Genomic DNA, 26,740 nt, shown 5'->3' with positions numbered 1-26,740 from the left:
TCCACGCAGATTCCTCGAATCACCTGCTGCTGCAGGATTTTCGGATCTGTGTGTGTTGTTTCAGATACCGCACAGTGGACGCGTAACATCTTCGTGGTAAGTCCTCGGCCTATTAGTACCGGTCACCTCCACCCATTGCTGGGCTTCCAGTTCCGGCCTATCAACCCGGTGGTCTGCCGGGGGCCTTACCCCCTCGAGGGGGTGAGAAACCTCATCTTGGAACAGGCTTCCCGCTTAGATGCTTTCAGCGGTTATCCCTTCCGAACGTAGCCAACCAGCCATGCCCCTGGCGGGACAACTGGCACACCAGAGGTTCGTCCGTCCCGGTCCTCTCGTACTAGGGACAGCCTTCCTCAAGTTTCTAACGCGCGCGGCGGATAGAGACCGAACTGTCTCACGACGTTCTAAACCCAGCTCGCGTGCCGCTTTAATGGGCGAACAGCCCAACCCTTGGGACCTACTCCAGCCCCAGGATGCGACGAGCCGACATCGAGGTGCCAAACCATCCCGTCGATATGGACTCTTGGGGAAGATCAGCCTGTTATCCCCGGGGTACCTTTTATCCGTTGAGCGACACCGCTTCCACATGCCGGTGCCGGATCACTAGTCCCGACTTTCGTCCCTGCTCGACCTGTCAGTCTCACAGTCAAGCTCCCTTGTGCACTTGCACTCGACACCTGATTGCCAACCAGGCTGAGGGAACCTTTGGGCGCCTCCGTTACATTTTGGGAGGCAACCGCCCCAGTTAAACTACCCACCAGGCACTGTCCCTGAACCAGATCATGGTCCGAGGTTAGAGGTCCAATACGATCAGAGTGGTATTTCAACAACGACTCCACCCATACTGGCGTATGAGCTTCACAGTCTCCCACCTATCCTACACAAACCGAACCGAACACCAATACCAAGCTATAGTGAAGGTCCCGGGGTCTTTTCGTCCTGCCGCGCGTAACGAGCATCTTTACTCGTAATGCAATTTCGCCGAGTCTGTGGTCGAGACAGCAGAGAAGTCGTTACGCCATTCGTGCAGGTCGGAACTTACCCGACAAGGAATTTCGCTACCTTAGGATGGTTATAGTTACCACCGCCGTTTACTGGGGCTTAAATTCTCAGCTTCGCGGATTGCTCCGCTAACCGGTCCTCTTAACCTTCCAGCACCGGGCAGGCGTCAGTCCGTATACATCGTCTTACGACTTCGCACGGACCTGTGTTTTTAGTAAACAGTCGCTTCTCTCTGGTCTCTGCGACCACCCCCAGCTCACGGAGCAAGTCCGGTCACCGGGCGTGGTCCCCCTTCTCCCGAAGTTACGGGGGCATTTTGCCGAGTTCCTTAACCACAGTTCTCTCGATCGCCTCGGTATTCTCTACCTGACCACCTGTGTCGGTTTGGGGTACGGGCCGTGTACCAACTCACTAGAGGCTTTTCTCGGCAGCATAGGATCACTGAATTCCCCTCAACGGGTACGCATCACCTCTCAGGCTGCATGAATGGCGGATTTGCCTACCATTCGCCCTACCGGCTTACACCAGGTACTCCATCACCTGGCCCAGCTACCTTCCTGCGTCACCCCATCGCTTGACTACTACAATCAGGGTCCCGTGCAGCCATCCCCACAATTCCCGAAGGAACAGCGGAAACTTTTGGACGGTTAGCACAACTGATTCGCCATTGGGCGCGAATACACGGGTACGGGAATATCAACCCGTTGTCCATCGACTACGCCTGTCGGCCTCGCCTTAGGTCCCGACTCACCCTGGGCGGATTAACCTGGCCCAGGAACCCTTGGTCATCCGGCGGACGAGTTTCTCACTCGTCTTTCGCTACTCATGCCTGCATTCTCACTCGCGCAGCCTCCACACCTGGATCACTCCGGCGCTTCCACGGCTGCACGACGCTCCCCTACCCACCCACACCACTGCCGGAAAAGCCGTAACCCTTCCGGGGTGTTGTGTGAGTGCCGCGGCTTCGGCGGTGTACTTGAGCCCCGCTACATTGTCGGCGCAGAACCACTTGACCAGTGAGCTATTACGCACTCTTTCAAGGGTGGCTGCTTCTAAGCCAACCTCCTGGTTGTCTCAGCGATCCCACATCCTTTTCCACTTAGTACACGCTTAGGGGCCTTAGCCGGCGATCTGGGCTGTTTCCCTCTCGACTACGAAGCTTATCCCCCGCAGTCTCACTGCCGCGCTCTCACTCACCGGCATTCGGAGTTTGGCTGATTTCGGTAAGCTTGTGGGCCCCCTAGACCATCCAGTAGCTCTACCTCCGGTGAGAAACACGCGACGCTGCACCTAAATGCATTTCGGGGAGAACCAGCTATCACGGAGTTTGATTGGCCTTTCACCCCTACCCACAACTCATCCCCTCAGTTTTCAACCTAAGTGGGTTCGGGCCTCCACGACGTCTTACCATCGCTTCACCCTGGCCATGGGTAGATCACTCCGCTTCGGGTCTAGAACATGCCACTACATGCGCCCTATTCGGACTCGCTTTCGCTACGACTACCCCACACGGGTTAACCTCGCGACATGCCACTAACTCGCAGGCTCATTCTTCAAAAGGCACGCCATCACCCACCACGAACTGAATCGTGCATCGGCTCTGACGGATTGTAAGCGCACGGTTTCAGGTACTATTTCACTCCCCTCCCGGGGTACTTTTCACCTTTCCCTCACGGTACTAGTCCGCTATCGGTCACCAGGGAGTATTCAGGCTTATCGGGTGGTCCCGACAGATTCACACCGGATTTCACGGGCCCGGTGCTACTCGGGTATTCGAATCGACAGTCACCGTGTTTTCGTCTACGGGATTCTCACCCTCTACGACAGGCCGTTCCAGACCACTTCGACTAACACGACGATTTCTCACTGTCGGCCGGCATGGCAGCGCCGACACAACGAACCCCACAACCCCGAATACACAACCCCTGCCAGGTATCACATGTACTCGGTTTAGCCTCATCCGCTTTCGCTCGCCACTACTCACGGAATCACATGTTGTTTTCTCTTCCTGTGGGTACTGAGATGTTTCACTTCCCCACGTTCCCTCCACACACCCTATATATTCAGATGCGGGTAACACGACATCACTCGTGCTGGGTTTCCCCATTCGGAAATCCTCGGATCACAGCTCGGTTGACAGCTCCCCGAGGCATATCGCAGCCTCCCACGTCCTTCATCGGCTCCTGGTGCCAAGGCATCCACCGTACGCTCATAAACACTTACAACAAAGATGCTCGCGTCCACTGTGCAGTTCTCAAACAACACACAACAACCCCTACCAACGCCGGCTACACGGCCAACCGCCTTCGTAAGTCATCGTCGCTGATCAAACACTCGCGTGTTCTCTCAGGACCCAACAGTGCACCGATATAACTTTCTTCCTGCCGGCACTCGGGCCCGCAGTAGTGAAGAAAATGCTTGTCAGCGTTCCACCCATGAGCACCACCGGATTACCTGTGAATCCGTAATGGCTCTGCCTGCATGCGTTTACCGTCCCCGACTACTCGGGGTGCATGAGGAGTTGCTCCTTAGAAAGGAGGTGATCCAGCCGCACCTTCCGGTACGGCTACCTTGTTACGACTTCGTCCCAATCGCCGATCCCACCTTCGACGGCTCCCTCCCACAAGGGGTTAGGCCACCGGCTTCGGGTGTTACCGACTTTCATGACGTGACGGGCGGTGTGTACAAGGCCCGGGAACGTATTCACCGCAGCGTTGCTGATCTGCGATTACTAGCGACTCCGACTTCACGGGGTCGAGTTGCAGACCCCGATCCGAACTGAGACCGGCTTTAAGGGATTCGCTCCACCTCACGGTATCGCAGCCCTCTGTACCGACCATTGTAGCATGTGTGAAGCCCTGGACATAAGGGGCATGATGACTTGACGTCGTCCCCACCTTCCTCCGAGTTGACCCCGGCAGTCTCCTGCGAGTCCCCACCATCACGTGCTGGCAACACAGGACAAGGGTTGCGCTCGTTGCGGGACTTAACCCAACATCTCACGACACGAGCTGACGACAGCCATGCACCACCTGTCTACCGGCCACAAGGGAAACCACATCTCTGCAGTCGTCCGGTACATGTCAAACCCAGGTAAGGTTCTTCGCGTTGCATCGAATTAATCCACATGCTCCGCCGCTTGTGCGGGCCCCCGTCAATTCCTTTGAGTTTTAGCCTTGCGGCCGTACTCCCCAGGCGGGGCGCTTAATGCGTTGGCTACGGCACGGATCCCGTGGAAGGAAACCCACACCTAGCGCCCACCGTTTACGGCGTGGACTACCAGGGTATCTAATCCTGTTCGCTACCCACGCTTTCGCTCCTCAGCGTCAGTTACTGCCCAGAGACCCGCCTTCGCCACCGGTGTTCCTCCTGATATCTGCGCATTTCACCGCTACACCAGGAATTCCAGTCTCCCCTGCAGTACTCGAGTCTGCCCGTATCGCCTGCAAGCCCGCAGTTGAGCTGCGGGATTTCACAGACGACGCGACAAACCGCCTACGAGCTCTTTACGCCCAGTAATTCCGGACAACGCTCGCACCCTACGTATTACCGCGGCTGCTGGCACGTAGTTGGCCGGTGCTTCTTCTCCCACTACCGTCACTTGCGCTTCGTCATGGGTGAAAGAGGTTTACAACCCGAAGGCCGTCATCCCTCACGCGGCGTCGCTGCATCAGGCTTGCGCCCATTGTGCAATATTCCCCACTGCTGCCTCCCGTAGGAGTCTGGGCCGTGTCTCAGTCCCAGTGTGGCCGGTCGCCCTCTCAGGCCGGCTACCCGTCGTCGCCTTGGTAGGCCATTACCCCACCAACAAGCTGATAGGCCGCGGGCTCATCCTGCACCGAAAAACTTTCCACCCCAGAACATGCATCCCGAGGTCATATCCGGTATTAGACCCAGTTTCCCAGGCTTATCCCAGAGTGCAGGGCAGATCACCCACGTGTTACTCACCCGTTCGCCACTAATCCACCCAGCAAGCTGGGCTTCATCGTTCGACTTGCATGTGTTAAGCACGCCGCCAGCGTTCGTCCTGAGCCAGGATCAAACTCTCCGTTGAAGACTCACAATCACCCCGAAGGGGCAATCAGTCAAAGACAAAAGAGTCAAATCACTAGCAAAAAAACTCAAACTAGCTCAAACACTGGACCACCGCAGACGGAAGAATGCGATGTCCAGCAACAACCACCCACAAAAGTGAAGTGGCCGCACCAAATATTATTTGGCACTGACATTCATCGGCACACTGTTGAGTTCTCAAAGAACACGCACACATCATCACGTTACCGGACACCTGTCCGGCTCGCTCCGAGGCAACCGTTCTAAGCTATCACGTCCGATTTCAGGGACGCAAATCGCTGCTTTCCCGTTCTCTTCCGTGAGAGCCGATCGATGCGACATCGAACATGCCTGTTTCCGAACCTCTCGGTCCGGCGGGCTGTTCGGTGTCGCTCGAACGACGACTAAGTTACGCCGACGCTAACGCGCCGTCAAATCCACTGGTCAGGGGCTCGCCAGCGTCGGCAAAGGCCTCAGTCGCGGACGACTCGCACACCGGCGAAGTTCCGCTTGCCCCGACGCAGGACGAGCCAGCGTCCGTGCAGCAGCTCTCCGTCGCGCGGGGTCCACTCCTCCGAGGCGATACGGACGTTGTTGACCGACGCGCCGCCTTCCTTGATGGTGCGACGCGCAGCTCCCTTGCTCTCGCACAGCCCCGACGCGACGAGCAGGTCGATGATCGTGTCCGGCTCGCCGGCGCGGAGCTCCGTCACGGACGCCTCGGTCAGGGCGGCCGCGAGCGTGGGCTCGTCCAGCTCGCCCAGCTCGCCTCGCCCGAAGAGGGCGCGGCTGGCCAACTCGACCGCTGCGGTGTTGTGCGCTCCGTGCACGAGCGTGGTCATCTCGGCAGCGAGTCGCTTCTGGGCCTCCCGTGCGTGCGGACGCTCCGTGGTGGCGGTCTCGAGTTCGGCGAGTTCGTCCTTGTCGAGAAAGGTGAACCAGCGCAGGTACTTCATGACGTCGGCGTCGGCAGCGTTGACGAAGTACTGGTACCAGGCGTACGGGCTCGTCATCTCCGGGTCGAGCCACAAGCTGCCACCACCGGTGGACTTGCCGAACTTCTTGCCGTCGGACGAGGTCACGAGCGGGACGGTCAAGGCGTGCACACTCTCGCCGTCGGTACGGCGGTTGAGCTCGACGCCGGCGATGATATTGCCCCACTGATCGGAACCGCCGACCTGAAGCGCACATCCGTACTCGCGGCGGAGCTGCACGTAGTCGTTGGCCTGCAGGAGCATGTAGCTGAACTCGGTGTACGAGATGCCGTCACCTTCGAGGCGGCGCTTGACGGTGTCGCGGGCGAGCATCACGTTGATCGAGAAGTGCTTCCCGATGTCGCGCAGGAAGTCGATCGCGGACAGCTTGCTGGTCCAGTCGAGGTTGTTCACGACCACGGCTCCCGTCGGGGAGTCGTCGAAGTCGACGAACCGCTCGAGCTGCCCACGGATCCGCCCTGCCCATTCGGCGACGGTGTCGGCGGAGTTCATGGTGCGCTCCCCCACGTCCCGCGGGTCACCGATCATGCCGGTCGCGCCACCTGCGAGAACGATGGGCCGATGGCCGGCGCGCTGGAAACGCTTGAGTGCGAGGAGCGGAACGAGGTGACCGGCGTGCAGGCTCGGGCCGGTCGGATCGAAACCGGCATAGAGGGTGATCGGACCCTTGTCGAGTTCGCCTCGAAGTGCGTCGAGATCGGTCGATTGCGCGATGAGCCCGCGCCAGGTCAGTTCGTCGAGAATGTGCTCAGTCACCGTTCGATCATCCCATCACGCTCGAGGCGCAGCGGGCGCGCGTGGGCTGCGCCGGTACGCGGAGACCCCGATCGCCCCGGGAACCCACAACCGCCACGGTCTGTCGGCCGCCACGCTGATCCCCACCCGCGGCCCCCGCGCGGCCTCCCCGACCAGCGGTTCGGCCGGGAGTTCCACCCGCACCCGAGCGTCGGAACCATCCACGTCGATGCCGTTGTCGGCCAGATCGAGACCGAGCGCAGCAGCGAGATTGCCCGGACCGCGCGCAAGGTTCGCGAACGGCGTGCCGGACGTGCGCCGGGAACGGACGGCCTGCTCCCCCGCGATCACCTCACCACCGCGCAACAGCACCGCCGCGGCGGTGCCGTCGGGACCGAGGGAGACGTTCGCGCAGAAGTGCAGTCCGTAACTGCGGTAAACGTACAGATGTCCCGCTGGTCCGAACATGACCGAATTGCGCGGGGTCGGTCCGCGGTACGAGTGCGCGGCCGGGTCCGGCCACGGTCCGTCCTCGGGGCCGCCGTAGGCCTCGACCTCCGTCAGCAGGACGGCGGTCTCCCCCACTCGGATGGTTGCTCCGAGCAGCGCTTCGGCAGCCTCGACCGGATCGAGTCTTTCGAGTTCGCCGCGGACGGATCGATGATTGCGGCTCAGTCGGTGCTCCATCCGGCGACACCGCGCGCGGTGAAGTCCTCGTGCTCGGCGTCGCTGACCTCGCGCGCCTCGTCGACGAGGAGGACGGGAATACCGCTCTCGATCGGATACGCCCGCCGCAGTCGCGGGTTGTACAGGACGGCGTCGTCGACGAGAAGCAACGGCCCCTTGTCCTCCGGACAGGCCAGAATGCTCAGCAACGTGGGATCGACAGCCACGGATGTCCTTTCGAAGGGCGGAACCGAACCGGACCCAGGCTACCGCGCCCCGGCGGGCGAACCGGCCGTGCCCGCCTTCCACGCCGTGGCCACGGCCTTGGTGAACCGCTTGTACGTCCCGGTGTCGGGGTTCAGGTACCAGGTACGGACGGTGGGCACGGGCAATCCCTGTTCGCGCAGACGATCGGCGGACGGGCGATAGGACGGGCCCAACGGGATGTCGGGCACGACGTGCACGAGATCGGGTCGCTCGTCGGCCGGGACCGAGTCGAACGCCGCAGTGATCTCCGCGGCCGTCGGTGCACGGTTGCCCCGCAGCGAGCAGCCGGCCACTGCGATGTCGCGACCTCCCACCGAGATGCCATAGGCGACGGCGAGATCGACACGCGGGATCGCTTCGAGCACGTCCGCCACGCTCTGGGTGAAAACCGGGCCGTGGAAGGTGGGAATCACCGTCCCCCGACTGTCGAGCAACCAGTAGTCGCCGTCGTCGTCGCGTCGGAACAGGTTGTCGGTGGGCACCCACACGTCGCCCGGTTCGAACACGCCGCGCATCACACCGGTGATTGCCGAGGCTGCGGGACCGGGTCTGCCGAGCAGCAGTCCGACCTCGCCGACCTGCGCCTCCCGCACGAAGCCGCGTTCGTCCTCCACGAGTCGGCCGACGCCGGCGTCGTAGGCAGCGAGGCGCACATCGGCGCTACCGGGCAACGGCCGGCCCTTCGAGCCGATCTTCGAACCGGAGACGTTCGCGAGCACGACGTTGCCCTCGGTCGACGCGTAGAACTCGAGAACCCGGGCGGGCTCAAACCGGTCGAGGGTGCGGCGCCACAGGCCCGGTGGCATGCCGGAACCGATGAACAACCGGATGGGATGGATGGCGTCGATGTGCAGCGACGGGCTGTCGAGCACCTCACGCATCATCGACCAGGTATAGGTGACGACGGTGACGCCGTAGCGGTGCACTTCGTCGCTGAAGAGCGACGGATTCAACCCGCGCGACAGTGCGATACGCGCCCCGCCCGCGAGCGCCCCGCCGAAACTGACCAGCAGACCGGACGAATGATGCAGGGGCGCAAGGCAGTACATGGTGTCACCGCGGCCGAGCGAGGCGGCGGTGGCGGTACCGAAGGCCGACAGCGCCCACCGGTAGTTGGTGACCCGCCGCACCGCGAGCGTGTCGCCACCACCGGAGAACAGGATGAATGCGAGTTCGCGCGCGAGTCCGGGATCGGGGACGTACCAGCCCGGCAATTGCACGGAGGAGATGTCGAGTCGTTCGAGATCGACGACGTCGGCGCCGGGCTCGACGTCGAGGTCGCGGACGTCGCCGCCGCCGAGGACCAGCACGGGAAGACCGGTCGCGACGGCCGCGTCGAGGTTCTCGGGATCGGCGACGATCTTTTCGACACCGCCCAGTCGCACGGCCTCGGCGATGTCCGGTCCCGGGGGGATGAGGGCGGAGACGGCGCCGAGGCGGGAGATCGCCGCGACCGCCGCCATTGCGCTGGGGCGCACGTCCATGAGGATGCCGACGTGCATCGCGGGACGGATGCCGTTGTCGGCGAGCCCGAGGACGACGTTGTCGATCCGCCGGTTGACGGCCTCGAAGGTGTAGACCCGGTCCTCGAAGATGAAGCACTCCCGCTTCGGCGACTTGCGGCCGATCTCGGCGAGCAGACCGCCGACGGAGATGCGGGTGCGCGGCTGGATCTGCCCGAGCCGCGCGAGGCGGGGAAGGGCGCGGGCGGCCTCCCCGGTGAGATCGCGTGCGCCGCGGACGGCACCGACCGCGATCCCCGCGAGCCCCTTGCCGAGATCGGTCCCGACGTCGGCGAGCGTTGCGGCCGTGTGCGTGATGCGGGATGCGACCGAGACGCCCGTGCCCTCGTCGGTGGGGTTCGGCACCGCCATCGGCGCGATGCCGACGGGCCGGTCCCCGACGCCCTCGCGCCACTGCACCCATTCCCCGACCGACGGCCACGTCTGCTGGCCGGCGACACTGCCCACGACGAGTCCGAAATGACCTGCGCGCAAGGTGTATTCGTAGACCTCCGCGCGGGGTGCGGCCTTGCGGATGCCGCGCACGGCGAGCGGTTGCCCGATGTCGTCGACCTCGCCGACGACTGCGAGGACGGGACAGGTGATCTCGGCGAGGCTCACGGCCCGGTCATTGATGACGAACCCACCGCTGACCATGCGGTTGTGGGCGATGAACTGGCGCAGTACCTCCGCGACGGCGGGACCGGACCACGCCACCCATCCCTCGGTGTCGAGGAATCGGCGCTGCGGCTCGCGCGGCAACAGCGCCTCCCGGTCGTGGAGCTGGAGCAGGAAGTCGATGCGCGATCGCAGCGTCTTGACCGGATCGAGCAGCTGGAAGCCGGTGCGCGCCATCCATCCGGTGATCGCGAGGCGGTTGAAGACGTGGTCGGCAAGGAAGTCGGCGGAGTGGGTCGCGACGATCTCCGGGATCCCGAACGGCAGGGCGGCGAGGGTGTCGACCGGGCTGCCGAAGGTGATCAGGCTCGCGATGCCGCGGCTGCGCCGATAGGCCGCGACCTGATAGCAGAACATGCCACCCTGCGAGTATCCGCCGAGATGCACGTCGCGACCGGTGTAGGCACGGACGCAGTCGACGACCTCGTCGAGGGCGAGGATGTGATCGGTGAGGGTGCGCTTCCAGCCGCCCTCCTCCTGGTCGGGCGATCCGAAGTCCACGACCCACGGATCGAGACCCGCTTCGTGGAGGCTGCCGACGGCGCCGGCGTCACGGGTGACGTCGTACACCTCGGCGGACACCATCATCGGTGGTACGAGAACGACGGGGATGCCCGTGGAGGCGGTGTCGGATTCGGGGAAGTACCGGCGGAGCCGGTACATGGAGGTGCGCTCGACGACCTGATAGGGCGACGACGACCGGCCGGGTTCGAGGCCACCGAAGCGCAGGACTTCGAGACCGTTCTGGGCAGTGGCGACGAGCCGTCGCACCGACTCGGTCACTACATCGGCGTCCAGTCCCACGGTCCGTTCCCCTTCTCGACGATGTATCCGCACCGGTCCCCGGCACCTGCGGTTCTACACCGGTACCCGCTGCATGCCGAGAGTATGTGCCAGCCTGCCACACGGCCCTCACCGTCCCGGGCAACTCGGGGTGTGCCCGGGACGGCAGGCGTGTCAGTCGCGAACCCGGTCGCGCAGTTGTGCCGCGGCGTCGCGCACGCGGCCGAGTTGCTCGGCCACCCGCACGCCCGCGGTGCCGCCGCGAGCGTCGCGCGAGGCGATGGAGCCTTCGACGGTGAGCACTTCCCGCACCTGCGGGGTCAGTGCCGGATCTACACCGGCCAACTCCTCGTCTGTGAGGTCCTCGAGGCCGGCTCCGCGGCCTTCGGCGACCCGCACGCACGCCCCGGCCGCCTCGTGGGCGACGCGGAACGGCACACCCTGGCGGACCATCCACTCGGCGATGTCGGTCGCGAGGGTGAATCCGGCGGGTGCGAGCTCGGCCATGCGCTCGGTGTGGAAGGTCAGCGTCGAGACGAGCCCTGCGATCGCCGGGAGCAGCAGCTCGAGCTGAGCGACGGAGTCGAAGACCGGCTCCTTGTCCTCCTGCAGGTCGCGGTTGTAGGCCAACGGCTGCGCTTTGAGCGTGGCCAGCAGACCGGTGAGGTTGCCGATGAGGCGACCGGCCTTACCGCGGGTGAGCTCGGAGACGTCCGGGTTCTTCTTCTGCGGCATGATCGACGACCCGGTCGACCATTCGTCCGCGAGGGTGACGTACCCGAACTCGGGGGTGCTCCACAGGATGATCTCCTCCGCCATGCGGGAGAGGTCGACGGCGATCTGCGCGAACACGAACGCCGCTTCTGCAGCGAAGTCGCGGGAGCTGGTGGCGTCGATCGAGTTGTCCGCCGCCGAGTCGAAGCCCAGGTCGGCCGCAATCGCGTCGGGGTCGAGACCGAGCGACGATCCGGCGAGCGCTCCCGACCCATACGGCGAGACCGCCGCGCGCTTGTCGAAGTCGCGTAACCGGTCGACGTCGCGCAGCAACGGATGCGCATGGGCGAGCAGGTGGTGCGCGAGCAGCACGGGCTGCGCCGCCTGCAGGTGCGTCTTGCCCGGCATGACGGCATCGGGGTGCGCCGCGGCCTGGTCGGCGATCGCATCGACCACATCGAGGACACCGTCGGCGATGCGCCGCGCGCTGTCGCGCAGCCACATGCGGAACAGCGTCGCGACCTGGTCGTTGCGGGAGCGGCCCGCGCGGAGCCGGCCGCCGACCTCGGGGCCGACCCGTTCGATGAGTCCCCGTTCGAGCGCGCCGTGCACGTCCTCGTCGGACTCGGCGGGGCCGAACGCACCGGAGGCCACATCGGCGGCGAGCCGGTCGAGGCCGTCGAGCATCGTGGCGAGGTCGTCGTCGGTGAGGAGTCCGGCACGGTGCAGAACCTTGGCGTGGGCCTGGGAGGCGCGCACGTCGTACGGGGCGAGCGCCCAGTCGAAGTGCGTGGACTTGCTCAGCGCCGCCATGGCGGCGGCCGGTCCGGATGCGAACCGGCCGCCCCACAGGGCACCTTCGTTGGTGCCGTGAGCCGTCATGACTACAGGCCCAGATCGCGCTTCGCGGCGACCTTCGACGACAGGCCGTGGATCTGCACGAAGCCCTTGGCGTTGGACTGGTCGAAGCTGTCACCCTCGTCGTAGGTGGCGAGGTTGAAGTCGTACAGCGACTCGGGGCTGCGACGGCCGTTGACGGTGATGTGTCCGCCGTGGAGCACCATGCGGATGTCGCCGGTGACGCGCTCCTGAGTGTTCTTGATGAAGGCGTCGAGGGCGGTCTTCAGCGGCGAGTACCACAGGCCGTCGTACACCAGCTCGCTCCAGCGCTCCTCGACGCGACGCTTGTAACGGCCGAGTTCGCGCTCGAGGGTGACGTGCTCGAGTTCCTGGTGCGCGGTGATGAGGGCGATGGCGCCGGGGGCCTCGTAGATCTCGCGGCTCTTGATGCCGACGAGGCGGTCCTCGACCATGTCGAGGCGGCCCACACCCTGAGCGCCGGCGCGACGGTTGAGTTCCTGGATGGCCTCGAGGACGGTGACGTGCTTGCCGTCGATCGCGACGGGGCGACCGGCCTCGAAGCTGATGATCAGCTCGTCGGGGGCCTGCCAGTGGGCGGTGGGGTCCTCGGTGTAGTCGTAGACGTCCTTGGTGGGGGCGTTCCACAGGTCCTCGAGGAAGCCGGTCTCGACGGCGCGGCCCCAGACGTTCTGGTCGATGGAGAACGGCGAACGCTTGGTGACGTTGATGGGCAGGCCGTTCTCCTCGGCGAAGGCGATGGCCTTCTCACGGGTCCAGGCGTAGTCGCGGACCGGTGCGATGACCTGGAGGTCGGGTGCGAGGGCGCCGAAGCCGACCTCGAAGCGGACCTGATCGTTGCCCTTGCCGGTGCAGCCGTGGGAGACGACGGTGCCACCGTGCTCGCGGGCGGCCTGCACGATGTGCTTGACGATCAGCGGGCGGCTGATGGCCGAGACGAGCGGGTAGCGATCCATGTAGAGCGCGTTGGCCTGGACGGTGGGCAGGCAGTACTCGTTGGCGAACTCGTCCTTGGCGTCGACGACGATCGATTCGACGGCACCGCAGTCGAGGGCGCGCTGACGCACGACCTCCATGTCCTCGCCACCCTGGCCGAGGTCGATGGCCACGGCGACGACCTCCTTGCCGGTCTCCTTACCGATCCAGCTGATGGCGACGGAGGTGTCCAGCCCGCCCGAATAGGCGAGTACGACGCGTTCGGCCATTGTCTTTGTGCTCCTTCGTATTTCGACGTGCGTCTATGAGTGGTAGGTCAGGCGAGTGATTCGATTTTCGCGGCCAGTTCGGCTCCCGTCGTCGGTTCGCGGGCGATGACCGCGATGGTGTCGTCGCCGGCGATCGTTCCGACCACCTCGGGTAATGATGCCCGATCGAGTGCACTGGCCAGGTAGTGCGCCGCCCCCGGCGGGGTGCGCAGCACGGCGATGTTGCCGCTGGAGTCGGTGGACACCAGCAGTTCGCCGAGCAACCGGGACAGGCGGTCGGTGCCTCCGGTCACGCCGCGCACAGGGCTGCCGTCCTCCGGGACGACGTACACCCCGGCGCCCCCATCGGCCGCGCGGAGCTTGACGGCGCCGAGTTCCTCGAGGTCGCGGGACAGGGTGGCGGTGGACACCTCGATGCTGTCCTCGGCGAGGAGTGCGGCGAGTTCGGTGTGGCTGCGCACCGGGTGCGCGGCGAGCAGTGCGACTATGCGGGCCTGCCGCGCCGCGCGCGTCGGCGCGGTCGCCGCACTGTCCGCATGGTTCGCCGCGGTGCTCACGGTCAGCTCCGGCTCTGCTCGAGCAGCCACACCAGCAGGGCCTTCTGTGCGTGGAGGCGGTTCTCGGCTTCGTCCCACACCACAGACCGCGGTCCGTCGATGACCTCGGCGGTGATCTCCTTGCCGCGGTAGGCCGGCAGGCAGTGCAGCACGATCGCGTCGGTGTCGGCAAGGGAGACGAGGTCGTCGTTCAGCTGGAACGGCCGGAAGGGTGCCTCGCGATCCTTGCCGTCGTCCTCCTGCCCCATCGACACCCAGGTGTCGGTGACGAGCACATCGGCGCCGCTGGCTCCGGTACGCGGGTCGTCGGTGACGGTGACGCTGCCGCCGGTCTCCTCTGCCCGTGCGCGGCTCGCGTCGACGACCTGCGAGTCGGGGGTGAACCCGGCCGGGGACGCGATGGTCACGTGCATGCCGGCGGTGACGCCGCCGAGCATCAGCGAGTGCGCCATGTTGTTGGCGCCGTCGCCGAAGTAGGTCATCCGCAGGCCCGCGGTGGCGCCCTTGTTCTCGCGGATGGTCTGCAGGTCGGCGAGGACCTGGCAGGGGTGGAAAGTGTCGGTGAGCGCGTTGACGACGGGCACGGTCGAGTGCTCGGCGAGCGTCTCGATGCGGTCCTGGCCGTAGGTGCGCCACACGACCGCTTCGGTGAACCGGGAGAACATCCGGGCGGTGTCCTCGAGGGTCTCACCCTTCCCGATCTGGGTGGAGCCGGTGTCGACGACGACGGCGTGCCCGCCGAGTTGGGCGATGCCGGCGTCGAAGGAGAAGCGGGTGCGGGTGGAGGTCTTGTCGAACAGCACGGCGACGCTGAGGGGCCCTTCGAGGGGGCGGCGGGACAGCGGCGCCTTCTTCAGTTCGGTGGCGAGTTCGAGCACCTCGGTCTGTTCGGCCGGGGTGAGGTCGTCGTCGCGCAGGAAATGGCGGAGCACGGGTCGTCAGTTCCCTTCCCGGTCGGCGGTGTCGAGGACGGCGGGCAGCGCCGTCACGAAGCTCTCGGCCTGCTGTTCGGTGAGGATCAGCGGGGGCGCGAGGCGGATCACGTCCGGTGCGGCGGCGTTGACGAGGAAACCGGCCTCGCGGGCGGCGGTCTCGACGGCCGGCGCCTTCGCGGCGGTGAGGACGACACCGAGGAGCAGCCCGGAGCCGCGCACGTGCGAGACGAGCGGGTGCCCGAGTTCCTCGATGCCGGCGGCGAGGGTCTTCCCGACGGTGTTCACGTGGTCGAGCAGGTTCTGCTCGTCGATCGTGCGCAGCACCGCGAGGGCGGCCGCGGCGCACACCGGGTTGCCACCGAAGGTGGTGCCGTGCTTGCCGGGCCGGAACAGCTCGGCGGCCGGACCGGTGGCGAGGACCGCACCGATGGGCAGTCCGCCGCCGAGGCCCTTGGCGAGGGTCATCACATCGGGGGTGATGCCCGCTGCCTGGTGGGCGAAGAAGGTACCGGTGCGGGCGATACCGGTCTGGACTTCGTCGAGCACGAGCAGGGCGCCGCGTTCGGTGGTGATGCGACGCGCGCCGGCGAGATAACCCTCGGGCGGGACGACGACGCCGGATTCGCCCATGATCGGTTCGAGGAAGACGGCGGCGGTGTTCTCGTCCACCGCGGCCTCGAGGGCGTCGAGGTCGCCGTAGGGCACGAACTCGACGCCGGCGGGCATCGGTTCGAAGGGGGCGCGCTTGTCGGGCTGGCCGGTCAGGGCGAGGGCGCCCATGGTGCGGCCGTGGAAGGCCTTCTCGCACGCGACGATCCTCGGCCGTCCGGTGAGCCGGGCGATCTTGAAGGCCGCCTCGTTGGCCTCGGTGCCGGAATTGCAGAAGAAGGCGCGGCCCTCGTGACCGAAGCGATCGAGGAGCTTCTCGGCGAGTTCGAGCACCGGCGGCGAGGCGTACAGGTTCGACACGTGGCCGAGCTGGTTCAGCTGGGCGGTGACGGCCTCGATGATCGCCGGGTGGCGGTGGCCGAGGCTGTTGACGGCGATGCCGCCGAGCAGGTCGAGGTACTGCTTGCCGTCGGCGTCGGTGAGCACGGCACCGTCGCCCGCGACCAGCGCGACCTTGGGCACGCCGTAGTTGTTCATCAGCGAACCCGCCCAGCGCTGCTGGAGGTCGGACGTGCCGGTCATGCGGGGCCTTCCTTCTCGGAGGACGGCACCACCATGGTGCCGATGCCTTCTTCGGTGAACAGTTCGAGGAGCACGGAGTGCGGCTGGCGCCCGTCGATGACGTGCGCGGTGGGCACTCCCCCCTGAACGGCGCGCAGGCACGCCTCCATCTTCGGGACCATGCCGGAGTCGAGCGACGGCAGCAGCGCGGTAAGCGCGTCGGCGTCGATCCGCGAGGTGAGCGAGCTGCGGTCGGGCCAGTTCGTGTAGAGGCCTTCGACGTCGGTGAGCACGACCAGCTTCTCCGCGCCGAGCGCTTCGGCAAGGGCGGCCGCGGCGGTGTCGGCGTTGATGTTGTGCACCACGCCGTCGGCGTCGGGCGCGATCGTGGAGACGACGGGGATGCGCCCGGCGGCGATGAGGTCGAGCACCGCGCCGGGGTCGACGCTGGTGACGTCGCCGACGAGCCCGATGTCGGTGGCCTCGCCGTCGACGACGACCGTGCGGCGGGTCGCGGTGAACAGTCCGGCGTCCTCGCCGGAGGTGCCGACGGCGTAGGGGCCGTGGCTGTTGATCAGGCCGACGAGTTCGCGTCCGACCTGCCCGAAGAGCACCATCCGCACGACGTCCATGACCTCGGGGGTGGTGACACGGAAGCCGCCGCGGAATTCACCTGCGAGGCCGAGTCGCTCGAGCATGGCGTTGATCTGCGGGCCGCCGCCGTGCACGACGACGGGGTGGATGCCGACGGTGCGCAGGAACGCCATGTCGGCGGCGAAGGCGGTCTTGAGGGTGTCGTCGATCATGGCGTTGCCGCCGTACTTGACGACGACGATCTTGTCGCGGAACTTCTGCAGCCACGGCAGGGCCTCGGCGAGGACGAACGCCTTCTGGTGCGAGGTGAGGTCGGCGATCAGTGCGTCGGTCACGTCGTCTCCTGTGTTCGTTCCGGTCACGACGAGTACGCCGAGTTCTCTTCGACGTAGGCGTGCGAGAGGTCGGTGGTGCGGATGGACACCTGCGCGTTGCCGAGGCCGAGGTCGATGTCGAGTGCGATGTCGGCCGCGGACAGGTCGACCTCGCGGGCGCCGGGCGCACCGACACCGTCGATGCACACCGGGTTGCCGTTGAACGACACGGAGATCTTGTCGGGGTCGAGTTCGATCGGTGCGATGCCGATGGCGGCGAGCACGCGGCCCCAGTTTGGGTCGGAGCCGAACAGTGCGGTCTTGACGAGGCTGTCGCGGGCGACGGTGCGGGCACCGATCAGGGCGTCGGCCTCGCTGGCGGCGCCGCGGACGGTGACGGTGACCCGCTTGGTGACGCCCTCGGCGTCGGCCATCATCTGCTCGGCGAGGTCGTCGCACACGGCGAGGACGGCGGCGTTGAGCTCGTCCTGGCTCGGGGTGATCCCGCTCGCGCCGGAGGCCAGCAGCAGCACGGTGTCGTTGGTGGAGGTCGCGCCGTCGACGTCGAGGCGGTCGAAGGTGAGCCGGGACGCGTGGCGCAGCGCGGTGTCGAGCTGATCGGCGGTCGCGACGGCGTCGGTGGTGACCACGCACAGCATCGTCGCCAGGGCGGGGGCGAGCATGCCGGCGCCCTTGGCCATGCCGCCGACGTTCCACTTGTCGGCGTGGTGCAGGGCGGCCTGCTTGGGCACGGTGTCGGTGGTCATGATCGCGTAGGCGGCGTCGGTGCCACCGGAGATGCCTCCGGCGAGTTCGTGGACGATCTCCTGCACCCCGGAGAGCACCTTGTCCATCGGCAGACGGTCGCCGATCAGGCCGGTCGAGCACACGGCGACCTCACCGGCACCGGTCTCGGTGCCCCAGTTGCTCAAGGCGTTGGCGACGGCCTCGGCGGTGGCGTGGGTGTCCTGGAAACCACCGGCGCCGGTGCACGCGTTGGCGCCGCCGGAGTTGAGGATCACCGCGCGCAGGCTGCCGGACTTCAGTACCTGCTGGGACCACAGGACGGGGGCGGCCTTGACCTTGTTGGTGGTGAACACACCGGCGGCGGTGAGTTCGGGGCCCTCGTTGACCACGAGCGCGAGGTCCTGTCTGCCCGAGACCTTGATGCCGGCGGGGATGCCGGCGGCCCGGAAGCCGGCGGGACTGGTGACACCCTGGGTGCGGATCAGGCGTCCCCCGGCGATCTCGGTGGCGCCGGTGTAGACGTCGTCTGCGTACTTGTTCTCGGTCACGGAGCCACTCCCACGGTGGACAGGCCGGCGGTCTCGGGCAGGCCGAGTGCCAGGTTCATCGATTGCACGGCGGCACCGGCGGTGCCCTTGGTGAGGTTGTCGAGCGCGGCGACGACGATGAGCAGTCCGGCGTCGGTGTCGACGGTGACGGCGATCTGGACGGCGTTCGAGCCGACCACCGCGCCGGTGGCCGGTAGTGCGCCTTCCGGCAGCAGCTGCACGAACGGTTCGTCGGCGTAGGCCTTCTCGTAGACGGCGCCGGCCTCGGCGGCGGTCACCGTGGTCGGTGCGGTGCAGGTCGCGAGGATGCCGCGCGGCATGGGCGCGAGGATCGGGGTGAACGAGACCTTCACGTCGGTGTCGGCAAGAGCGGAGAGGTTCTGCTTGATCTCCGGGGTGTGCCGGTGGGCGCCGCCGACGCTGTAGGCGCGGACCGAGCCCATGACCTCGGAGCCGAGCAGGTCGACCTTCGGGGACTTCCCGGCGCCGGAGGTGCCGGAGACGGCCACGACGTTCACGACGGGTTCGACGATGCCGGCGGCGACGGCCGGTGCGAGTGCGAGCAAGGCGGAGGTCGGGTAGCAACCGGGGACCGCGATGCGGGTGGCGCCGACGAGGGCGTCGCGCTTGCCGGGCAGCTCGGGCATGCCGTAGGGCCAGGTGCCGGCGTGGTCGCTGCCGTACCAGCGCTGCCAGTCGGCGGCGTTCTCGAGCCGGAAGTCGGCGCCACAGTCGATGACGACGGTCGTCTCGGGCAGCTGCTCGGCGATCACGGCGGAGTGGCCGTGCGGCAGGCCGAGGAAGACGACGTCGTGCCCGAGCAGGGTGTCGATGTCGGTGGCGCCGAGCACGCGGTCGGCGAGCGGCAGCAGATGGGGATGGAACTCGCGCAGGGTGGCGCCCGCGTTACCCCCGGCGGTGAGCGCGCCGATGACGAGCGAGCCGTCCTGGTAGGCGGGGTGGCCGAGGAGCAGGCGCAGGATCTCGCCGCCCGCGTAGCCGCTGGCGCCGGCCACGGCGACCCGTAGCGGCGACTCGGAGGTGGCGGTGAAGTCCGGTGAAGTACCCATACGAATGATTATGCACCCTCATGCAAATCATTTCATAGGGGGTGTCCCTTTCGGAGGATTCACTCCGACCGCAACGACCGCCGGATCTCCGCGAGCCGGTCGGCAGCGGCCGCCTTGCGCTCCTCGTACTGCTCCTCGAGCGTGCGACCCGCACCCGTCGCGTGCGCGAGTTCCTCCGCGCCGAGCGCGGTCGCCGAACGCTGTTCGATCTTCTCACGCACCGATTCGAAGGTCGGCACCCCGTCCGCGGTGTATCCGGTGATCTCCTCGATCGTCGGTGCGCGGACCGGGCCGTCGACGGATCCGGTGTCGACGACACCCGGTTCGACGATCTCGGCGTCGTGGACCTGAGCGTCGTGGACGTCTTCCTCGCGTGGGGTCACGTCGGGATCGGGGCTCGGCTCGGGGTCGATCGGCGGCACGTCCGGGATGTCCGGGGCCGGGGGAATATCCGGCACTGTCGGCGTCTCCGGCCCGGCCGGGGTCACGTCGGGGACGGGCTGCTCCGGCTTGTCGGGCTCCTCGGGAGACGGCACCCGGCCGGCTTCGTCCTTGCTCATGCCTCCAGGCTACGTCGCCCGGCTGCCACTGAGTCCTCTTCGGCGCGAGCCAGCAGATACGCCTCGAGGGCCTCCCGGCTCGTGTACCGCAGGGGCACACCGAGTTCCTCACGCAACCGCCGGTTGTCGAGCACCGGACGGTACTGCAGGAAGGCGACCCGCTCCGGGCCGTGCTCGGTCGATCCCCACGCGCGCCCGATCCTCAGGGCGAACTTCAGGACCGCGCCGGGCACCGTGAGGGATTTGCGGTTCGTCATCGCGGCGATCTCGGGCACGGTGACCGTCGAGGTGCCGTGGGCGGGCGCCGACCTGGGGAAGCTGCCCGGCGTTGCGTCGATCCGCACCCACGTGGTCTCGGAGTGGTTCACCGAGGGCGGGGCGTGGCGGCTGAACGCGCTCGGTCCGGGAGAGCGAGGGGAACTGACGTCGGGCTCCCGGCGGGTGGGTGAGCGGCGCGGACGCACGACGATCTCCGCCACCGACCGCGCGATCCTGTCGGCGCTCGCGGTCGACGGCCGCACCCCGATGCGCACCCTCGCGGAGATCGCCGGGCACATCCTCGACCGGGCGGTCCGCAAGGTCACCACGGTCCCGCCCGAGGTGTGGCTGCCGGGCGGGGACGCGGGCGGCTCAGGCGCGTAGTTCGGCACCGACCGCGGTGGCCGCGGCGGCCACCGCTGCCTCGCGGGCGGCGCTGGCCTCGTCCTCGGTGAGGGTGCGATCGAGGGCGCGGAAGCGCAGCGCGAACGCGAGGGACTTGCGGTTCTCCCCCAGCTGGGCGCCCTGATAGACGTCGAACAGACGGATGTCCTCGAGCAGCTCGCCGCCACCCGAGCGCAGGGCGCTCTCGACGTCGGCGGCCGGCACATTCGCGTCGACCACGACCGCGACGTCCTGCAGGACCGCTGGGAACGGCGAGACCACCGGCGCCGGAAGCGATTCCACGATCGGTAACGCGTCGAGGTCGAGTTCGAAGGCGCACGTGCGTGCGGGCAGACCGGCCCGTTCGATCACCGCGGGATGCAGTTCACCGGCGTGGCCGACGACGACCCCGTCGACAAGCAGTTCGGCGCAGCGGCCGGGATGCCAGGGCAGGTACTGCGCGGCGCGGCGCTCGAGGCGCACCCCGGCGGCACGTGCCACGGTCTCCGCGGCGGCGAAGGCATCGAAGGCATCGGCGGCGCGTCCCGTGCCCCACGGCCCGGCCGGTTCGCGCAAACCGGCGAGCACACCACCGACGTGGACCGGCTGCTTCGGCAGCGACCCTTCGAGCAGGGCGATCTCGTCGTCGGTGGGACGACGGTCGACCGGGAGCGCGTCGACCGGCTTGGTCTCGGAAGTGGGATGCACGACCTGCGCGATTGCGTAGAGCGACAGGTCGCGCTGGCCGCGCGAGACGTTGCGGCCGAGGATCTCGAGCAGGCCCGGCAGCAGCGTGGTGGCCAGCTCCGGACGATCGGCTTCGAGGGGGTTGAGCACCTTGGTGGTCACCCGGCGCGGGTCGTCGGCGTCGAGCTTCCAGGTATCGAACACGCCGGCCGGCAGGAACACCGGGGCCAGGACCTCGACATAGCCGTCGTGGGCGAGCGCGCGGGAGACGGCGCGGCGGCGCTTCTGCGTGGCCGTGAGACCGCGGCCGGCGGGAGCGGTGGGCAGCACCGACGGGATCTGCTCGAGGCCTTCGAGGCGCAGCACCTCCTCGACCAGGTCGGCAGGCTGGCGCAGGTCGGGGCGCCAGGTCGGCGGGGTGACGACGAGCTGGCCGTGGCCGTCCTCGCCGACACCGACCTCGACCGCGCATCCGATCTGCGTGAGACGGCGGGCAGCGGTGCCGTTCGGGTAGCTCACCCCGGCCATGCGGTCGGGCAGGTCGATGTCCATGCGGATCGTCGGACTCTCGGTGGGCACGACGATGTCGGTGAGGGTCGACTCCACGCGGCCGCCGGCGATCTCGACGAGCAGGCTCGCGGCCCGGTCGAGCGCGGCGCGGGCCAGGGCCGGATCGACGGTGCGCTCGAAACGCTTGCCGGCCTCGCTGCTGACCTTGTGCCGACGGTTGCCGCGGAAGACGGCGAGCGGATCCCAGGTGGCGGCCTCGAGCAGCACGTCGGTGGTGCTGTCGCCGACCTCGGTGGTCGCGCCGCCCATGATGCCGGCGAGGGAGATCACCCCGGAGTCGTCGGTGATGACGACGTCCTCCGGATCGAGATCGCGCTCGACACCGTCGAGGGTGGTGAGCTTCTCCCCTGCCCGGGCGCGTCGCACGACCAGCTCACCCTGCAGGCTGGCGGCGTCGAAGGCGTGCAGCGGCTGGCCGAGTTCGAGCATGACGTAGTTGGTCACGTCGACGGCCGGGGAGATCGGGCGGACACCGGCGGTGTGCAGGCGGCGCTGCATCCACCACGGGGTGACGGCCTTCGGGTCGATGCCGGTGACGCGGCGTGCGGCAAACCGGGTGGCCTTCGTCTCGGACTCGAGCCGGATCGGGTAGGCCTCCCCGCCGTCGGACGGCAGTGCCGGCACGGCCGCGGGATCGGCGAATTCGAGGTCGAAGCCGCACGCGAGTTCGCGGGTGAGGCCGCGGACGGAGAAGCAGTATCCGCGGTCGGGGGTGATGTTCAGTTCGACGACGGTGTCGCCGAGACCGAGCAGATCGTTGGCGTCGGTGCCGGGTTCGGCCGTGCCGGGCTCGAGCACGAGGATGCCGGAGTGGTCCTTGCCGATGCCCAGCTCGGACAGCGAGCAGATCATGCCGTCGGAGATGTGCCCGTAGGTCTTGCGCGATGCGATGGCGAAGTCGCCGGGAAGCACGGCGCCGGGCAGGGCGGCGATGATGAGGTCGCCCTCGGCGAAGTTGCGGGCACCGCACACGATGCCGCGCGGTTCCTCCTCACCGACGTCAACCTTGCAGAAACGGATGGGCTTCTTGAACTCGGTGAGCTCGGTGATCTCCACGACCCGTCCGACGACGAGGTTGTCGATGCGGCCGAGGGTCTCGATGTCCTCGACCTCGAGTCCGACCCGGACGAATCCCGCGTCGAGTTCCTCGGCGGTGACGTTCCACTCCGGGGTGGCGCGCTGCAGGATCTCGGTCAGCCAGGACTGCGCTACTCGCACTTGTGCTCAGCTCTTTCGTTCGGTCGTCGGTCGGTGGAGTCGGTGTCGGGAGCGGGCTGTCAGCCCTGCACGCCGAACGGCAGGGTGAAGCGCACGTCGCCCTCGACGATGTCGCGCATGTCGGGGATGCCGTTGCGGAACTGCAGGGTGCGTTCGAGGCCCATTCCGAACGCGAACCCGGTGTACACGTCGGGGTCGATGCCCGAGGCCCGGAGCACATTGGGGTTGACCATGCCGCAGCCGCCCCACTCGACCCAGCCGGCGCCGCCCTTCTTGTTCGGGAACCACACGTCCACCTCGGCGGACGGTTCGGTGAACGGGAAGTAGTTCGGGCGCATCCGGGTGCGGGTCTCCGGCCCGAACAGCGCCCGCGCGAACGCGTCGAGGGTGCCGCGCAGGTGCGCCATGGTCAGGCCCTTGTCGACGGCGAGACCCTCGACCTGCGAGAAGACCGGGGTGTGGGTGGCGTCGAGTTCGTCGGTGCGGAAGGTGCGGCCGGGGCACACGACGTAGATCGGGATGTCGCGGTGCAGCATGGTGCGGACCTGCACGGGCGAGGTGTGGGTGCGCAGCACCTGCCGCGAACCCTCCGGGGCGATGTGGAAGGTGTCCTGCATCGTGCGCGCCGGATGGTCGGGCAGAAAGTTCAGGGCGTCGAAGTTGAAATGCTCGGTCTCGACCTCGGGGCCTTCGGCGACCTCCCAGCCCATCGCGACGAAGACGTCGGCGACCTCGTCGGAGATGATCGAGATCGGGTGGCGGGCGCCGAGCGCGCGGCGGGTCGCGGGAAGGGTGACGTCGACGGCTTCGGCGACGAGGACCGCGGCGTCGCGTTCGGCCTGCAGCACGGCCTTGCGGTCGTCGAAGGCGGCCTGCACGGTGGTGCGGTGGGCGTTGACCCGCTTGCCGGCGTCGGCGCGCTCGTTGCCGGGCAGCGAGCCGAGGGCGCGCTTGGCGAGGGAGATGGGCGCCTTGTCGCCGAGGTGGTCGATCTTCGCCTGGGCGAGTTCGTCGAGGTCGGTCGCAGCGGCGAACGCGTCGATCGCGGACTTCTCGGCGGCGGTGAGCGCGTCCTCGGTCAGGGCGCTCGGATCGACTGCCGGCGGGGTCCCGCCCTCTTTCTTGGCCACGACCGGTGCATCTCCTTCTTCGGACGAACGGGTGATCTCGGTGGTGCGGTCCGGGCCGGAGGCCGCGGCGCACCCGGGAAATCCTATGTGATGGGCCGAGCGGCCCGATGTTGTACCCGCGCGCTCGCATACAGGCAGATCGAGGCGGCGGTGGCGAGGTTGAGCGATTCGGCGCGTCCGCGGATGGGGATGCGGACGCGGTGGTCGGCGCGGGCGGCGACCTGCGGATCGAGTCCGTGGGCCTCGTTGCCGAACAGCCACGCGGTGGGCGCGGCGAGCAACTCGTCGGCGTCGTCGAGGTCGATCTCCCCGTCGGCGGCCGTCGCGAGGATCTGCACGCCGGCCTCGGCGAGCGTGGCCAGTACCCGGTCGGTGTCGCGTTCGCGCGCGACCGGCAGGTGGAAGATGCTGCCGGCCGAGGAGCGCACGCACTTGCCGTTGTGCGGGTCGACGCTGTCGCCGGCGAGGACCACGGCGTCGGCGCCGACGGCGTCGGAGACGCGGATGAGGGTGCCGGCGTTGCCGGGTTCGGCGACCGCGACGGGCACGGCCAGCAGCCGCGACCGCGGGGTCACCGCTTCGGCGAGCGGCACGTCGAGGGTGTCGCACACGGCGACGAGGCCGGGCGGGGTGACGGTGTCGGACAGCCGGGCGGCGGCCCGCTCGGTGACGATCCCCACGCGCACACCCTTGTGGCGTGCTTCGTCGACGACCGTCGCGTACCGGCCGGCGGCCGCCTCGGTGACGAATAGTTCGTGCACGCGTGCAGCGGCGAGCGCCTCGGTGACGGAGTTCTCACCCTCGGCGAGGAACCGCCCGGTCTTGCGACGCTCGGCGGTCCGGAGCAGTTTCACAGCAGAAACGACCCGTGGTGTGCGCTCGGTGAGCGTGTCCACGGGTCGTTCCTGGATGTTGTCGTAGCTCAGGGCAGCACTCAGGCAGCCGGAGCGTTGACGTCGGCCGGAAGGGCAGCCTTGGCGACGGCCACGAGGCCGGCGAAGGCTTCGGCGTCGGAGACGGCGAGCTCGGCGAGGATCTTGCGGTCCACCTCGACACCGGCGGCCTTAAGGCCCTGGATGAAGCGGTTGTAGGTGATGTCGTTGGCGCGGGCAGCAGCATTGATGCGGCTGATCCACAGCTTGCGGAAATCACCCTTGCGGGCGCGACGGTCGCGGTAGGCGTAGGTCAGCGAGTGAAGCTGCTGCTCCTTGGCCTTGCGGTACAGACGCGAGCGCTGTCCGCGGTAGCCCTTCGAGGCCTCGAGAATCGAACGACGCTTCTTCTGGGCGTTGACGGCCCTCTTCACGCGTGCCACTGGTTATGTGTCCTGTCAGAGTTCGGGGGACGAACGAGGTGTCCCCGGATGGATCGGTCGGAGAGGCTCAGAGCCCGAGCATGCGCTTGACGCGCGGAGCGTCGGCATCGGCGACGACGGCCTTGCCGTCGAGGCGACGCGTCACCCGCGAGGACTTGTGCTCGAGCAGGTGGCGGCGACCCGCCTTCTGGCGCAGGACCTTTCCGCTACCGGACACCTTGAATCGCTTCGCGGTGCCGCTGTGGGTCTTCGACTTGGGCATGGAGTCCTCAGTTCTTGTCGTGTGCGTACATCGGTGCTCACGGACAGCACCGGATGTGCTGCCTGAGCGGGCTAGTTGCTCGGGGCGTCGCCCGTCCCGGGAGCCGGCGCGGATGGCGCGGACTCCGTGGTCGGGGCAGCGGAGGCTGCCGGGCGCGGTGCGGCCTGCGCCGGTGCGGCCTGCGCGGCTTCCTGAGCCTTCGCACGGGTCTTCGCACCCTTGTGCGGGGCCAGCACCATGGTCATGTTCCGGCCGTCCTGCTTCGGACTGGTCTCGATGAAGCCGAGGTCGGCGACATCGGCGCCGAGGCGCTGCAGCAATCGGTATCCGAGTTCGGGGCGCGACTGCTCGCGGCCGCGGAACATGATCGTGACCTTGACCTTCGAACCGGCCTCGAGGAAGCGCACGACGTTGCGCTTCTTGGTCTCGTAATCGTGGTCGTCGATCTTCGGACGGAGCTTCTGCTCCTTGATCACGGTCTGCTGCTGGTTCTTGCGCGATTCGCGCGCCTTCTGCGCGGCTTCGTACTTGAACTTGCCGTAGTCCATGATTTTGCAGACCGGCGGCCGGGCGTCGGGCGCCACCTCGACAAGGTCGAGGTCGGCTTCGATTGCCAGGCGGAGGGCATCTTCAACACGCACGATTCCGACCTGTTCACCGCCGGGTCCGACGAGCCGGACTTCGGGAACTCGGATGCGTTCGTTGATGCGGGTCTCAGCGCTGATGGGGCCTCCTAGGTAGAGCGGTGTGGTCGGTTTGACCGCACCGCAGCACGTGGCCCTACTCCTCGACAAGAAGACCCCGCTGTGGTGCCGAGGCTCCACGCGGGGTCCGATACCGACCGGTCGACGGCACCCAGCTCACGCTGCGTGATCCGCACCGCCCGATGCAGGGCGGACATCCGGGCTTCTACACCCGGAGGACCGGACCTCTCAGCTGCAT

General features: G+C 67.2%; 21 protein-coding genes and 2 rRNA genes. 1 reads left to right on the top strand and 22 read right to left on the bottom strand.

What is annotated here, in order from left to right; all coding sequences use genetic code 11:
* Nucleotides 1–92: 92 nt before the first annotated feature.
* From BLV31_RS12910 to BLV31_RS12835, 16 genes are all read right to left on the bottom strand, one after another.
* A 23S ribosomal RNA gene (locus BLV31_RS12910) occupies nt 93–3,227 on the bottom strand.
* A gap of 307 nt (nt 3,228–3,534) precedes the next feature.
* Nucleotides 3,535–5,056 (bottom strand): 16S ribosomal RNA (locus BLV31_RS12905).
* The 16S and 23S rRNA genes sit together here, the layout of an rRNA operon.
* A 472-nt stretch (nt 5,057–5,528) precedes the next feature.
* Entirely contained in the window at nt 5,529–6,806 is a 1,278-nt protein-coding gene (tyrS, locus tag BLV31_RS12900) for a tyrosine--tRNA ligase (protein ID WP_064060178.1), read from the bottom strand.
* Nucleotides 6,807–6,821: 15 nt separating this feature from the next.
* On the bottom strand, nt 6,822–7,472 hold the full coding sequence (locus BLV31_RS12895) for a DNA-3-methyladenine glycosylase (protein WP_064060177.1): 651 nt from the start codon (nt 7,470–7,472) through the stop codon (nt 6,822–6,824).
* Nucleotides 7,457–7,678 carry a Trm112 family protein gene (locus tag BLV31_RS12890; protein WP_039584036.1) on the bottom strand — a complete coding sequence of 74 codons (222 nt, stop codon included), beginning with the start codon at nt 7,676–7,678 and terminating at the stop codon, nt 7,457–7,459. The genes BLV31_RS12895 and BLV31_RS12890 overlap by 16 nt, the downstream gene beginning before the upstream one ends.
* Nucleotides 7,679–7,717: 39 nt before the next feature.
* The gene (locus BLV31_RS12885; RefSeq protein WP_064060176.1) at nt 7,718–10,702 is read right to left on the bottom strand and encodes an AMP-binding protein; all 2,985 of its coding nucleotides are present in this window, start codon (nt 10,700–10,702) and stop codon (nt 7,718–7,720) included.
* Nucleotides 10,703–10,855: 153 nt separating this feature from the next.
* Nucleotides 10,856–12,277: an argininosuccinate lyase gene (argH, locus tag BLV31_RS12880; RefSeq protein WP_006554816.1), complete on the bottom strand. Its 1,422-nt coding sequence runs from the start codon at nt 12,275–12,277 to the stop codon at nt 10,856–10,858.
* Between the two features lie 2 nt (nt 12,278–12,279).
* Nucleotides 12,280–13,479: an argininosuccinate synthase gene (locus BLV31_RS12875; RefSeq protein WP_006554815.1), complete on the bottom strand. Its 1,200-nt coding sequence runs from the start codon at nt 13,477–13,479 to the stop codon at nt 12,280–12,282.
* A gap of 47 nt (nt 13,480–13,526) precedes the next feature.
* Nucleotides 13,527–14,036 carry an arginine repressor gene (locus tag BLV31_RS12870; RefSeq protein ID WP_019289632.1) on the bottom strand — a complete coding sequence of 170 codons (510 nt, stop codon included), beginning with the start codon at nt 14,034–14,036 and terminating at the stop codon, nt 13,527–13,529.
* 2 nt (nt 14,037–14,038) lie between these two features.
* A complete protein-coding gene (gene argF / locus BLV31_RS12865) occupies nt 14,039–14,968 on the bottom strand; it encodes an ornithine carbamoyltransferase (protein ID WP_064060175.1) in 930 nt (309 codons plus the stop codon).
* A 6-nt stretch (nt 14,969–14,974) separates the two neighbouring features.
* Nucleotides 14,975–16,162, bottom strand: a complete 1,188-nt coding sequence (locus tag BLV31_RS12860) for an acetylornithine transaminase (protein WP_033097677.1) — start codon at nt 16,160–16,162, stop codon at nt 14,975–14,977.
* Nucleotides 16,159–17,097 (bottom strand): acetylglutamate kinase, encoded by a 939-nt coding sequence (gene argB / locus BLV31_RS12855; protein ID WP_006554811.1) that lies wholly within the window; start codon nt 17,095–17,097, stop codon nt 16,159–16,161. Before argB ends, BLV31_RS12860 begins: the two co-directional genes overlap by 4 nt.
* Nucleotides 17,094–18,344, bottom strand: a complete 1,251-nt coding sequence (gene argJ, locus BLV31_RS12850) for a bifunctional glutamate N-acetyltransferase/amino-acid acetyltransferase ArgJ (RefSeq protein ID WP_064060174.1) — start codon at nt 18,342–18,344, stop codon at nt 17,094–17,096. The genes argB and argJ overlap by 4 nt, the downstream gene beginning before the upstream one ends.
* Nucleotides 18,341–19,414, bottom strand: coding sequence for an N-acetyl-gamma-glutamyl-phosphate reductase (gene argC, locus BLV31_RS12845; RefSeq protein ID WP_064060173.1), 1,074 nt, complete (start codon nt 19,412–19,414; stop codon nt 18,341–18,343). The genes argJ and argC overlap by 4 nt, the downstream gene beginning before the upstream one ends.
* Before the next feature lie 59 nt (nt 19,415–19,473).
* Nucleotides 19,474–19,974: a PspA/IM30 family protein gene (locus BLV31_RS12840; RefSeq protein ID WP_006553971.1), complete on the bottom strand. Its 501-nt coding sequence runs from the start codon at nt 19,972–19,974 to the stop codon at nt 19,474–19,476.
* On the bottom strand, nt 19,971–20,231 hold the full coding sequence (locus tag BLV31_RS12835) for a Rossmann-fold NAD(P)-binding domain-containing protein (protein ID WP_174556237.1): 261 nt from the start codon (nt 20,229–20,231) through the stop codon (nt 19,971–19,973). Before BLV31_RS12835 ends, BLV31_RS12840 begins: the two co-directional genes overlap by 4 nt.
* Between BLV31_RS12835 and BLV31_RS12830 the strand changes: the two genes are divergently transcribed.
* Complete coding sequence (locus tag BLV31_RS12830; protein ID WP_019289638.1) at nt 20,218–20,616, top strand: Lrp/AsnC family transcriptional regulator; 399 nt, start codon at nt 20,218–20,220, stop codon at nt 20,614–20,616. The two genes, BLV31_RS12835 and BLV31_RS12830, sit on opposite strands and share 14 nt — an antisense overlap.
* Here the strand turns inward: BLV31_RS12830 and pheT are convergent.
* The 6 genes from pheT to infC form a co-directional block, all read right to left on the bottom strand.
* A complete protein-coding gene (pheT, locus tag BLV31_RS12825; protein ID WP_064060171.1) occupies nt 20,605–23,091 on the bottom strand; it encodes a phenylalanine--tRNA ligase subunit beta in 2,487 nt (828 codons plus the stop codon). The genes BLV31_RS12830 and pheT overlap by 12 nt on opposite strands.
* A gap of 59 nt (nt 23,092–23,150) precedes the next feature.
* On the bottom strand, nt 23,151–24,221 hold the full coding sequence (pheS, locus tag BLV31_RS12820; RefSeq protein ID WP_024101130.1) for a phenylalanine--tRNA ligase subunit alpha: 1,071 nt from the start codon (nt 24,219–24,221) through the stop codon (nt 23,151–23,153).
* An 83-nt stretch (nt 24,222–24,304) separates the two neighbouring features.
* Nucleotides 24,305–25,117, bottom strand: a complete 813-nt coding sequence (locus BLV31_RS12815; protein ID WP_006553976.1) for a TrmH family RNA methyltransferase — start codon at nt 25,115–25,117, stop codon at nt 24,305–24,307.
* A gap of 38 nt (nt 25,118–25,155) precedes the next feature.
* Nucleotides 25,156–25,536, bottom strand: coding sequence for a 50S ribosomal protein L20 (gene rplT / locus BLV31_RS12810; RefSeq protein WP_006553977.1), 381 nt, complete (start codon nt 25,534–25,536; stop codon nt 25,156–25,158).
* Between the two features lie 67 nt (nt 25,537–25,603).
* Nucleotides 25,604–25,798 (bottom strand): 50S ribosomal protein L35, encoded by a 195-nt coding sequence (gene rpmI, locus BLV31_RS12805; protein WP_006553978.1) that lies wholly within the window; start codon nt 25,796–25,798, stop codon nt 25,604–25,606.
* Between the two features lie 71 nt (nt 25,799–25,869).
* Nucleotides 25,870–26,592, bottom strand: a complete 723-nt coding sequence (gene infC, locus BLV31_RS12800; RefSeq protein ID WP_033097706.1) for a translation initiation factor IF-3 — start codon at nt 26,590–26,592, stop codon at nt 25,870–25,872.
* Nucleotides 26,593–26,740: the final 148 nt, after the last annotated feature.

The sequence above is a fragment of the Rhodococcus pyridinivorans genome, from assembly GCF_900105195.1.
Taxonomy (GTDB): domain Bacteria; phylum Actinomycetota; class Actinomycetes; order Mycobacteriales; family Mycobacteriaceae; genus Rhodococcus; species Rhodococcus pyridinivorans.
Note: the sequence above shows the minus strand (reverse complement) of the source record. Positions and strands in the feature narration are given on the sequence as shown.